This window comes from Neisseria dentiae, assembly GCF_024580525.1.
GTDB classification, from domain to species: Bacteria; Pseudomonadota; Gammaproteobacteria; order Burkholderiales; family Neisseriaceae; genus Neisseria; species Neisseria dentiae_A.
In genome coordinates this window covers 1-12,270 of sequence record NZ_JANIKQ010000033.1, presented here as the reverse complement: position 1 = coordinate 12,270, position 12,270 = coordinate 1, and the positions used below count along the sequence as shown (strand labels likewise).

General features: G+C 59.0%; 10 protein-coding genes. 5 read left to right on the top strand and 5 right to left on the bottom strand.

The annotated features are described in order from the left end of the window. From NQ012_RS12340 to gloB, 5 genes are all read right to left on the bottom strand, one after another. The coding region (locus tag NQ012_RS12340) for a single-stranded DNA-binding protein (RefSeq protein WP_257067881.1) at positions 1–432 on the bottom strand (432 nt) is incomplete at its 3' end. Further along, positions 432–1,817, bottom strand: a complete 1,386-nt coding sequence (locus tag NQ012_RS12335) for an MFS transporter (protein WP_257067884.1) — start codon at positions 1,815–1,817, stop codon at positions 432–434. The genes NQ012_RS12335 and NQ012_RS12340, both read right to left, overlap by 1 nt. 74 nt (positions 1,818–1,891) lie before the next feature. Then, on the bottom strand, positions 1,892–2,518 hold the full coding sequence (locus NQ012_RS12330; RefSeq protein ID WP_306440864.1) for a lytic transglycosylase domain-containing protein: 627 nt from the start codon (positions 2,516–2,518) through the stop codon (positions 1,892–1,894). Positions 2,519–2,589: 71 nt separating this feature from the next. Next, positions 2,590–5,874, bottom strand: a complete 3,285-nt coding sequence (locus tag NQ012_RS12325) for a DNA translocase FtsK (protein WP_373566654.1) — start codon at positions 5,872–5,874, stop codon at positions 2,590–2,592. Between the two features lie 338 nt (positions 5,875–6,212). After that, the gene (gene gloB, locus NQ012_RS12320; RefSeq protein ID WP_257067880.1) at positions 6,213–6,971 is read right to left on the bottom strand and encodes a hydroxyacylglutathione hydrolase; all 759 of its coding nucleotides are present in this window, start codon (positions 6,969–6,971) and stop codon (positions 6,213–6,215) included. Between the two features lie 94 nt (positions 6,972–7,065). Between gloB and NQ012_RS12315 the strand changes: the two genes are divergently transcribed. The 5 genes from NQ012_RS12315 to NQ012_RS12295 all read left to right on the top strand — a co-directional run. Then, a complete protein-coding gene (locus NQ012_RS12315) occupies positions 7,066–7,749 on the top strand; it encodes an energy-coupling factor ABC transporter permease (RefSeq protein ID WP_257067879.1) in 684 nt (227 codons plus the stop codon). Positions 7,750–8,091: 342 nt separating this feature from the next. Beyond that, a complete protein-coding gene (gene ppx, locus NQ012_RS12310; RefSeq protein WP_257067878.1) occupies positions 8,092–9,594 on the top strand; it encodes an exopolyphosphatase in 1,503 nt (500 codons plus the stop codon). A 73-nt stretch (positions 9,595–9,667) separates the two neighbouring features. After that, positions 9,668–10,300, top strand: coding sequence for a pyridoxamine 5'-phosphate oxidase (gene pdxH / locus NQ012_RS12305; protein WP_085366380.1), 633 nt, complete (start codon positions 9,668–9,670; stop codon positions 10,298–10,300). A gap of 129 nt (positions 10,301–10,429) precedes the next feature. Beyond that, on the top strand, positions 10,430–11,725 hold the full coding sequence (gene serS, locus NQ012_RS12300) for a serine--tRNA ligase (protein WP_257067877.1): 1,296 nt from the start codon (positions 10,430–10,432) through the stop codon (positions 11,723–11,725). Between the two features lie 228 nt (positions 11,726–11,953). Continuing rightward, the coding region (locus tag NQ012_RS12295) for a DNA polymerase III subunit chi (protein WP_257067876.1) at positions 11,954–12,270 on the top strand (317 nt) is incomplete at its 3' end.

The following is a 12,270-nucleotide window of genomic DNA, read 5'->3' as shown; positions in this document are numbered from 1 at the left end:
GGCTTCCTGCTGGTAAGCGGGGGCGTTTTGGTAATGCTGCTGCGGCGCAGATTGCTGGTAGCCGCCTTGTGCATCGCCGTATTCGGCAGAGCCGCCGCTGCGCGAGCCGAGCATTTTCATTTCGCTGCCGATAATGTCGTAGGCGGTGCGCTCGATGCCGTCTTTACCCATGTATTTGCGGCTTTGGATGCGGCCTTCGATATAAACCGAGCTGCCTTTGCGCAGATACTGGCCGGCCACTTCGGCCAAGCGGCGGTAGAGGGTGATGTTGTGCCATTCGGTGCGTTCCTGACGCTGGCCGGTTTGGCGGTCGTTCCAAGTTTCGCTGGTGGCGATGCTGAAATTGCAGACGGCCTCGCCGTTGGGCATATAGCGCACTTCGGGGTCGCGGCCGAGATTGCCGATAAGGATAACTTTGTTTAACGATGACATCAATTTGCTCCTGAAATGATTTGTTCGGCGGCATTGGGGTCGAAGCCTTTTTGCAATGCCTTGATAAAAACGGTTTTTTTGTCGGCGCTGAAGCTGACGGCCTCCACGCCTTCCAATGCGGTTAAGGCAGAGTGTAATTGCTCCGCCCTGCCGCGCCAAGTTTCCGGCACCGAAAAAGTGAGGTTTTTAACCGGCTTGGGGGCAGGTGAGCACACGGCAACCGCCAGCCACAACAGAACCAGGCCGCTGCAAAAAGCGAACACGCCGTTGAAGCCGTAGTGCTGGAACAACACGCCGCCGGCCGCACCGCCGGCAAACAGACCCACCGACTGCATGGTGTTGTACACCCCCATAGCGGTGCCTTTCAAATCGGACGGGGCGATTTTCGATACCATCGAAGGCAGGCTGGCTTCCAGCACGTTGAAGCCGATAAAGTAAACCGTTAAAAAAACGGCCACCGCCCAAACGGAATGCAGCCCGAACAGCAGGCCGGCCTGGGCGGCGGCAATGCAGGCGATGCCGCACACAAACACCGCTTTGAGTTTGTTGCGCGTTTCGCCGACGATAATCAGCGGCACCATCGCAATCAGGCCGATAAACGTGGCGGGCAGGTAGATTTTCCAATGCTGCTCTTTAAACAGCCCCAACTCCACCAAGGCGAAAGGCAGTGCGGTAAACAATGCCATTTGCGCGGCGTGCAGGGCGAAAATGCCGAAATCGAGCGCAAGCAGCCTGCCGTCTTTCATCACTTCGCCCAAACGCGAGGGCTGCGCCTGAGCGTCTTCATGCAGCTTCGACTCGGAAGGGTTGGGCGTAAACCAAGCCACAACGGCAATGCTGGCCACGGTTAGCACGCCTGTTAAAACGAACAGCCCCCTAACGCCTATCCATGCGGCCAATACGGGCGCCAGCGCAAGGCTGGCCGAGAAAGTCAGCCCTATGCTCAAACCGATCATGGCCATGGCGCGGGTGCGCACTTCGTCGCGGGTGAGGTCGGCCAACAGGGCGGTAACCGCCGCACTCACGGCACCCGCACCCTGCACCGCCCGCGCCAGCACCAGCATTTCCAGCGTGTCGGCGGCGGCGGCCATAAAACTGCCGGCGGCAAACACGATTAAGCCGAAATAAATTACTTTTTTGCGGCCGAACTTATCGGAAGCCATGCCCAGCGGCAGTTGCAGCACGGCCTGCGTCAAACCGTACATACCCATCGCCATGCCGACCAGCGCTTTGTTGCTTTCCGCGCCGGGCAAAGTGGCGGCATAGAGCGCCAGCACGGGCAGCACCAAAAACATGCCGAGCATACGCAGCGCATACACGCCTGCCAGCGAAGTGCTCGCGCGCCATTCGTGCGGATACATCTGTGTGCGGTTTTCTTTTGCCATAATTCGGTTAAGTGTTTTCAGACGGCCTGCAACAGGCCGTCTGAAAAAGTAATCGGTTAAAAACCCTTGGCCGTTCAACCCCACTGCCAGCGGTTGCGCCATGCGCCGAGCACGGCATCGGGGTATTTGCTGCTGCCGAGGCTGCCGTTGAAACGCGCCAGCGCACGCACCAAATTGCCACGCTCCACATTATTGTAGTGGCGCAGAATGGTGCAGCCGTAGCGCAGGTTGGTGCGGATATCGAACAGGTTGTGTGAAGGTTTGCCGATATAGTTTTTCCAAAACGGCATCACCTGCATCAGCCCGCGCGCGCCCACATTGCTGATGGCGTATTGGCGGAACGCGCTTTCCACTTCTATCAGGCCGAGCACCACCTGAGTGTCTAACCCGGCGCGGCTGGATTCGTATTGGATGTTGACCAGCAGCCGTTTGCGCTCGCCCTCGTCGGCCACATAACGCACCAGCCGTGCCGACATATCGCGCAGCCAGCGTTCGCCCTCTTCGGCGCGGTTGAATACCAGCCGCGCGGGGTTGACGTTGTTGATGGAGCTGCGCATCACCGAAGCCACATCGTCGGACAGGGTTTCTTCGCGCTGCGCGCCCGCACGCACCAGACCGGGGCTGAGCAATAACGCGCCGCCCGCCGCCAGCAGACGGCGGCGCAGCAGGAATTCTGCGGGAATAAGGTTTTCCGGTTTCATAATGTATGGTTTTAAAATTATTATTTATAGCTTCAGACGGCCTGCATACTGCATCAGGCCGTCTGAAAAACTTAATCCAAATGTTCGCTGCTTTGCGCCAACACCGTGCGGTTGCCGTTGGCCTCGGGGGCGGACACGATACCGTCGGCCTCCATCTGGTCGATTAAACGGGCGGCACGGTTGTAACCGATGCGCAAATAGCGCTGTACCGAAGAAATGGTGGCCTTGCGGGTTTTAATCACGCAGGCAACGGCATCGTCGTACATCGGGTCTTGCTCTTCGTCGCCGCTGCGCTGGCCGTTGGCGTTGCTGAACAAGTCGTCGCCGCCTACTCCTGCGGTGAGGATGTCGTCGATATAGTTCGGCTCGCCGAATTGCTTCAGATATTCAACCACATGGTGAACTTCTTCGTCGGCCACAAACGCGCCGTGCACGCGCCGCGGATAGCCCGTGCCGGGCGGCAGAAACAGCATATCGCCCTGCCCGAGCAGATTTTCCGCGCCCATCTGGTCGAGAATGGTGCGGCTGTCGACCTTGCTCGACACTTGGAACGCAATGCGCGTGGGAATATTGGCTTTAATCAGGCCGGTAATCACGTCCACGCTGGGGCGCTGGGTGGCGAGAATCAGGTGGATGCCGGCTGCGCGGGCTTTTTGTGCCAAACGGGCGATCAGCTCTTCGATTTTCTTGCCCGCCGTCATCATCAGATCGGCGAACTCGTCCACCACCACCACGATAAACGGCAGTTTTTCCAGCGGTTCGGGGTCTTCGGGCGTAAGCGTGAACGGATTAACCAATTTCTCGCCGTGCGCCGCCGCTTCGGCCACTTTCTGATTGAAACCCGCCACATTGCGCACGCCCATATGGCTCATCAGGCGGTAGCGTTTTTCCATCTCGTTCACACACCATGTGAGCGCGTTGGCGGCCAGCTTCATATCGGTTACCACGGGCGCAAGCAGATGCGGAATGCCTTCGTAAATCGACAGTTCCAGCATTTTCGGGTCGATCATAATCATGCGCACTTCGTCGGGCGTGGCTTTGAACAGCATCGACAGAATCATCGAGTTCACCCCCACCGATTTGCCCGAACCGGTGGTGCCCGCCACCAGAAGGTGCGGCGCTTTGGCCAAATCGGTTACCACCGGCTCGCCGGTGATGTCCTGCCCCAAGGCCAGCGTGAGTTTGGATCTGGATTCCTGAAACGCGGGCGAATTGAAGATTTCGCTCAGGCGTATCATCTGCCGTTTGGGGTTGGGCAGCTCCAAACCCATGCAGGTTTTGCCCGGAATGGTTTCCACCACGCGGATAGACGCCACGCCGAGCGAGCGGGCCAAATCTTTTTCGAGGTTCATCACCGCGTTGCCGCGCACGCCCACATCGGGTTCGATTTCGTAGCGCGTGATAACGGGGCCGGCATAGGCGTCCATCACTTTCACCTTCACCTTGAACTCGGCCAGCTTCTCTTCGATGGTGATGCTGTTTTCGAGCAGGGCTTCTTCGGTTTGGGTGGCGCCGGGATCGAACTGCGGCGGTTGCAGCAGTGCCACGGTGGGTAGATGCGCTTCGCCTGCGGCAGCATGGCTTTGCACAACGCCCGCCATTCCTGCCGGCTGTGTTTCAGACGGCCTGAACGTTTCGACCGTCGGTTTGGGTGCGCTATGTTCGAACACCGCCGCCGTGGTTTCGTCGGCACGATCCAACGCCGCACCGGCGGCCGTCCGAACGGCAAACGGCTGCTCCGATTCGGGGGCGGATTCCTGCAACAGGCGGTCGGTAATCGACCAGCTCGGGCGGCTGCTGATGTGCGCGCTGGCCTGCTCGGCATATTCGGCGGCACGCGGCGCAACGGTTTGCAGCGGTGCAGGATCATGCTGGAACACGGGCGGCTCGGGAATATCGATTACCTGCCGCTCCACTTCGGGTACGGGCGGCGGCTCCACCACGGTGGCGTGTGCATCCGGCACGGCGGCAAACGGCGTAAAGCGGGTGGAAATCGGCGGCGTGGCGGCAGCGGGTTTGGCCGGCTGCAACTGCACCGAATGGCTCTGTTCCACCCGCGCGGCATCGGGAATCACGCTTTCGCGCATCGCAATGTTAACGCGTCGGATGCGCTGGCGGTTAACCGGAGAATCGGTTTTGGCAAGGTTGGCGAACACTTCGCCTTCGGGAATCACTTTGGGCTGCAAAACCTGCACCGGCGCCTGTGCCGACACTTGGCGGCGGCGCGCCAAACGCTGCCGCAGCAGGTTGGAACGAATATCGTCCTCCCCTATGGTTTCGGGGTTATCCAATGCCTGCACCACTGACTGCGTCATCTCGGTGCGCGGCACGGAATGCGAAAGCTGGCGCACTTCCGAAAGCACCCGTTCGCGGGTGCGCACCAACGCGGGATCGTCCAAACCGATAACTTTCGGCTCGATAACCGGCTTGGGCGGTGCGGCTTCTTCGAGCGCGGGTTTGAATTGCCAGTTGAGTTCCACCACCTCCATATCGGGGGAAGGGTTGGAAAACGGTTTCAGGGCGGGCTGCTCGGCCTCGCTTTGGGCACGGTCGGCAAGATGGGTTTCGTGCAGCGAGCGGGTGGCTTCTTCCAGCGTGATCACAGGCAGCGAGGCATCGACGGGCTTGCCCGACGGGCGGTATTCGTTTTCATCGAAAGACACATAAGGTGCGATGTCGATGGCTTTGCCGGTGATGCCGCGGCTTTTCGGCGCGGCGGTTTGTGCGGTTTCAGGCTCTTCAGGTAAAACGGCGCTGAACATCGGAATATCGCCGCCCTCTTCCGCCGGTGTGTTTTCGTTTTCAGACGGCTCCTGCGCCGCTTCGGCCTGCCCTGCCGCATTTTCGGGCAACGGTTCGGCTTTCAGTGCACGGATGGGGGCTTCGGTGTTGTCGGCATCGCTGCCCGCTTCGGCAAATTCGGGATCGGGGGCTGCTTCGATTTTCGGTGCGGCAGCGAAAATCGGCAGCTCGTTGAAGTCGTCTTCCTGCTGCGTTTCGCGTTTGGCTCCCGAAGTGGCATCGAGTTTGCGGCTGTGTTTGGGCGAGAGTGCGCGGAATTTTTCAACGGTTTTGTCGTAAACCGCTTTGGCTTCTTCCGCCGCACGATAGCTCTGGCGGGTGTTTTGAAGGTTGGGATCGACACCGCGCAAGGCTTTGGGCGTCTTGGTGCCGCCCGCTTCGGGCGCAGGCTCAGCTTCCGCCTCCGCTTCGTGGCGGCTCAGATAAGTCAGCTCGCGCAGCCATTCCTGCTCTTGGCGGTGGCGCACCCATAATACGCCCGCAATCGCACACAGCAACACAATCAGTAAAAATGTCCACAACATAAATACAAACAGCCCGGTTGGTTTCGGCAAAGGCGTTATTCTAACGTGTTTCGGCCTTTTAAAGAATAATTTTCACGCTTGCTGGCGGCTTTTGGCGACAAAAGGATTCGGACGGCGCGCAACAGGCCGGGAAGGCGTTAAATCTGTTGGAGAGTTGCGGCACGGGGTATCAGGCCGTCTGAAAGCGGGCTGCGGAACAGCCGGCTTAGGGAGTGTAGTCTGAAAGCATTGCGGCGGTATTTTTGGTTAAAATCCGCATCTGCGGCGTTCAAAATGCTCGCAAGATGTTCAATCTTGCTGCGCTTTTTGCCTTGCATCTGTGGATTTTTCCTCAAAAAACCGCTTCACAAGCATTCTGACTACACTCCCTAGAAACGGTTTTTCCATTCTCTCAATGCAACAAATACGTCGGCGCCGTCCGCCAAGTTTCTGCCGCTCTCTTCCGCCGCCTTCCGCGCCACCTGTGTGCAATCCGTGCGCAGAAACGGATTGACCTGCCGCTCGTGCGCAAGGCTCACCGGCAGCGTGGGCGTGCGTGCTGCGGCGTCTTGGGCGGCGCGCACGGCGGAGTTATCCGGCTCGACACAGGCGGCAAAGCGCAGGTTGGCGGCGGTGTATTCGTGCGCGGGGTAAAACAAGGTATTTTCGGGCAGGTCGGCGTAGCGTTGCAGCGAGGCGTAAAGCTGCCGGGGCGTGCCGGTGAACACGCGCCCGCAGCCCGCCGAAAACAGCGTGTCGCCGCAGAAAACATGCAGCCCGTCGGAGCCGTGCAGCAGATAGCCCAGATGGGTGTCGGTGTGGCCGGGGGTGTGCCACACTTCTATATCGCAGCCGCCGAACGCCAACCGTGCGCCTTCGTTTATGTGCCGGTCGGCCGCCGCAATGTCGCTGTTACCGTATATCGTGCATTGCGGATACGCCTGCTTCAGCCCGGCAATGCCGCCGGTGTGATCGTGATGGTGGTGGGTAATCCATATCTGCGCCAGCTCCAGCCGCTGCCGTTGCAGATAATCGAGCACGGGCGCGGCCTCGCCCGGGTCTATGCACGCGGCGCGGCCGTTGTGCGAAACCGTCCAAATATAGTTGTCGGATAATGCGGCAACGGGGGTGATGTTTAAAGCTTCCATAAAACCGGCCTGCAACTTTTTTCAGACGGCCTTGATTATATCGCAGCGCGGGGGTATAAATCAGGCCGTTCAAACACCTTTGCCCCGTAACCGAATGTATTTTCTGGCCGAATGGTTTACCCCCGCCCTGCTGTCTGCCGCCCTGCTGTTGTGGGCGGCGGTTTTGCTGGCTGCGGCCAAACCGGCTTTTTCGGCACTGCGCCACAACAGCGGGGCGGCTATGGCTGCGGCGGCCTATCTGGCCGTGTTGTGGGGCCTGAACGCGGGTTTGGGCAGCGGCCAATTGGCGGGCATGAGCTACCATCTGCTCGGCATCAATCTGCTTACGCTGATGCTCGGCCTGCCTGCGGCGCTGTGGCTGGGCACTTTGCTGCTGATACCTTATCTCGGTTTGCACGGTGCGGAAAATTTATACGCCGCCGGGCTGAACGCGCTGTTTGTGCTGCTGCCCGCCGCAACCGCCAATCTTTTGTTCCGCCGCCTGTCGTCCAAACTGCCCGACAACCTGTTTATCTATATTTTTTTGAATGGTTTCCTTGCCGCTGCGGCGGGTATGCTGCTGACGGGGCTGTCGGTGGTGGCGCTGTTGCAGCTTGCGGGCGTATTTGCCGCCGAAGCGCTTTGGCAGTCGGCATTTCCGGTGTTTTTCCTGCTCGCTTGGGGCGAAGCGTTTTTAAGCGGCATTTTTACGGCGGTTTTCGTGGCGCTGCGGCCGCAATGGCTGGCCACTTTCGACGATACGCGTTTTTTGCGCACCGAAAACAGTATTTGGAAATAGCGGCAACCCGGGCGGGCGACTTCAGGCCGTCTGAAACGCTTTGTTCATCCCGTTGTTTTAGGGAGTGTAGTCGACCGCGTTGCGGTGGTATTTTTGGTTAAAATCCGCATCTGCGGCGTTAGGTAGCGTAGCGGACTTGCGAAGCTAAAATGCGCGTAAGATGTCCAATCTTGCTGTGCTTTTTGCCTTGCATCAGCGGATTTTCCCTCAAAAAACCGCTTCGCAAGCCTTCTGACTACACTCCCTAATTGATGTAAAACAAAACCTTATTTTGAAAGCAGATGACAACCCGCCCGCCGAGGGGTAACATTTGCGCTCCTTGTACGTTTCTTACTCCGTATCATGAATGCTCCCAACCTTCTTGCTTCCGTCGATTTAGGCTCCAACAGTTTCCGGCTGCAAATCTGCGAAATCCACAACGGCCAGTTAAAAGTTATTGATTCGTTTAAACAAATGGTGCGCTTTGCGGCAGGTTTGGACAGCCAGAAAAATCTCGACGAAGCCTCGCAGGAGAGAGCGCTGGAATGTCTGGCCAAATTCGGCGAACGCTTGCAGGGCTTCAAGCCCGAGCAGGTTCGGGCGGTGGCCACCAACACTTTCCGCGTGGCGAAAAACATCGCCCAATTCGTGCCCAAAGCCGAAGCTGCGCTGGGCTTCCCCATCGAAATCATCGCAGGCCGCGAAGAAGCACGCCTGATTTACACCGGCGTGGTACACACCCTGCCGCCCAACGGCGACAGAATGCTGGTTATCGACATCGGCGGCGGCTCCACAGAATTCGTTATCGGTTCCGACCTCAAGCCCACTTCCACCGAAAGCCTGCCGCTGGGCTGCGTAACCTACAGCATCCGCTTCTTTCAAAACAAAATCACCCAAAAAGATTTTCAGGCCGCCATTACCGCCGCGCGCAACGAAATCCAGCGCATCAGCAAACTGATGAAGCGCAACGGCTGGGATTTCGCCGTGGGCACGTCCGGTTCGGCCAAATCCATCCGCGACGTGATTGCCGCCGAAAACCCGCAGGAACACGACATCACCTACGCGGGCATGAAAAAGCTGGCCGACAAAATCGTTGCCGCAGGCAGCGTGAAAAAAGCGCGCTTGGAAGGCATGAAGCCCGACCGCATCGAAGTGTTCGCGGGCGGCTTGGCGGTGATGATGGCTGCGTTTGAAGAGCTGGAAATCGAAAAAATGATGGTAACCGAGGCCGCCTTGCGCGACGGCGTGTTCTACGACCTGATCGGCCGCCAGCTCAACGAAGACATGCGCGACCAAACCACCGCCGAATTCCAAGAACGCTACCATGTGAGCAAAAACCAGGCCGCCCGCGTGGCCGCCGCCGCGCAGAAGTTTATGGAAAGCATAGGCCACGCCCAAAACATGCCCGTACAGGAATTGGCCTATTGGCAGCAATACCTCAACTGGGCGGGGCTGCTGCATGAAATCGGCCTCGACATCGCCCACACCGGCTACCACAAACATTCGGCCTATATTCTCGAAAACGCCGATATGCCCGGCTTCTCGCGCAAAGAGCAGAATATTTTATCGCTGCTGGTGCTCGGCCACCGCGGCGACGTGCGCAAGATGACCGAGCTTGTCAACGGCAACCGCGCCATGTGGTCGGCCATTCTTTCGCTGCGCTTGGCCGCCCTGTTCTGCCGCGCCCGCCTGCCGCTGGAGCTGCCGCCGTTTACCCAGCTGCGCAGCAGCGACGACGGCCGCGGCTTCGTGCTGCGCATCAACCGAAACTGGCTCGACGAACACCCGCTGGTGGGCGGCGCGCTCGAATACGAAAGCGAACAATGGCAGAAAGTGGATATGCCCTTTACCGTGCAGGCGCAGTGATGCCTGCCGTTTCGGCCGTCTGAAACGCCCCGAACCGTTTCAGACGGCCTTTGCAACCGCTCAGGAACCCATCATGGATCTGCACAATATCCGCGAAGATTACAGCAAGCAGGAACTCTCGGAAGCCGAATGCGACGATAACCCGATTGTCCAATTCGAGCGCTGGCTCAACGAAGCAATCCGCGCCGAAGCAAACGAACCCACCGCCATGAACGTTGCCACCGTCAATTCAGACGGCCGCCCCGAAGGCCGGCAGGTGCTGCTCAAAGAAGTCAACCGGCAGGGGTTTGTGTTTTTCACCAACTATAAAAGCCGCAAAGGCCGCGCACTGGCCGCCGTGCCGTTTGCCGCCCTCACCTTTTTCTGGCCCGAGCTGGAACGGCAGGTGCGTGTGGAAGGCAGGGTCGAAAAACTCGACGGTGCCGCGTCGGACGAATATTTCGAAAGCCGCCCCTACACCAGCCGCATCGGTGCCTGGGCGAGCGAGCAGAGCGAAGTGATTTCTGGCAAATCGGTGCTGGTTACGCGCGCCGCCGCCGTCGGCCTGAAACACCCGCTGCACGTGCCGCGCCCGCCGCACTGGGGCGGTTACTTAATCGTGCCCGACCGCGTGGAATTCTGGCAGGGCCGCCCCAGCCGCCTGCACGACCGCATCCAATACCGTTTGGAAAACGGCGTTTGGCGCAAAGAAAGGCTGTCGCCGTAACCGCCGCACCGTTTGCAGCAAACACATCAGGCCGTCTGAAACCATCCGCCGCTTTTCAGACGGCCTTTCCCAACCGGATTGGTTTACAATAACGCCCATCCGACACATTCAGACTCACAGAGAAAAACCATGTTAGACATCCAACAACTCCGCAACAACACCGCCGACGTGGCCAAACGCTTGGCCGCACGCGGCTACGAACTCGACACCGTGCGCTTCGAAGCGCTGGAAAACAAACGCAAACAACTGCAAGTGCGCACCGAAGAGCTGCAAGCCGCACGCAACAGCGAGTCGAAAAAAATCGGCGCCTTGAAAGGCCAGGGCAAGCACGAAGAAGCGGAGCAAACGATGGCGCAGGTGGCGCAGATTAAAGCGGATTTGGAACAGGCCGCCGCCGACTACGAAGCCGTGCAGGCCGAGCTGGACGCCTGGCTCTCCACCATTCCCAACCTGCCGCACGAAAGCGTGCCGGTGGGTGCCGACGAAACCGAAAACGTAGAAGTGCGCCGCCACGGCACGCCGCGCACGTTTGACTTCGACATCAAAGACCACGTTGATTTGGGCGCGCCGTTAGGTTTGGATTTTGAAACCGGTGCGCAACTTTCCGGCGCCCGCTTCACCGTGATGAAAGGCCAAATCGCCCGCCTGCACCGCGCGCTGGCGCAGTTTATGCTCGACACCCACACCCTCCAACACGGTTACACCGAGCACTACACCCCCTATATTGTCAACGACGGCACGCTGTTCGGCACCGGCCAACTGCCCAAATTCGGCGAAGACCTGTTCCACGTTACCCGCGGCGGCGACGAAACCAAGCTCACGCAATATCTGATTCCCACCGCCGAAGTAACGCTTACCAACACCGTGGCCGACAGCATCGTGCCGTCTGAAAAACTGCCGCTGAAGCTCACCGCCCATTCCCCCTGTTTCCGCTCCGAAGCGGGTGCCTACGGCAAAGACGTGCGCGGCCTGATCCGCCAGCACCAGTTCGACAAAGTGGAAATGGTGCAGATTACCCGTCCCGAACACTCCTACGATGCGCTCGAAGAAATGGTGGGCCACGCCGAAAAAATCCTGCAACTGCTCGAACTGCCCTACCGCGTGATTGTGCTGTGCACCGGCGACATGGGCTTCGGCGCCGCCAAAACCTATGATTTGGAAGTGTGGGTGCCCGCACAAAATACCTACCGCGAAATTTCGAGCTGTTCCAACTGCGAAGACTTCCAAGCCCGCCGCATGAAAGCGCGCTTTAAAGACGAAAACGGCAAAAACCGCCTGCTGCACACCCTCAACGGCTCCGGCCTCGCTGTCGGCCGCACGCTGGTCGCCGTGCTCGAAAACCACCAAAACGCCGACGGCAGCATCAACATTCCCGCCGCACTGCAACCCTATATGGGCGGCATCACCAAGCTGGAAGCGAGATAAACGGCAGCGCGAATGCCTGCGAAACATAGACACAGGCCGAAACTTTTGCAAAATTCTTTGAGGCCGTCTGAAATACTCAAACGCCGTCATGCTCGGGCTTGACCCGAGTATCCGGTATTTCTTTTGAAATAATGAGATGCTCGGGTCAAGCCCGAGCATGACGCAGAGGTTTTAAAATACCGACGAACTTTGTAAAGATTTCAGGCCGTCTGAAACCCGGATACCGCCATGCCCAAAGCCACCTTCTACACCCACGTCGGCGATCCCGCCGCCTTTGTCTGCCGCCTGGCCGAGCGCGCCGTGAAAAGCGGCGGCAAAGTGCTGCTGTGGGCGGATTCGCCCGAAACGGCCGAGCGGCTGGACAGGCAATTGTGGCAGTTTGAGCCGGAAAGTTTCCTGCCCCACGAACTGTGGGCGCACGGCCGGGCTTTTCCGCAAAACGTGCCGCTGGCGGTGGCCTGCGGCGACGAGTTACCCGATTTGCCACCCGATACGGTGGTGTTGAACGCCTCGCCCGACTTTTGGTGCGACGCCCCCTCCCCACC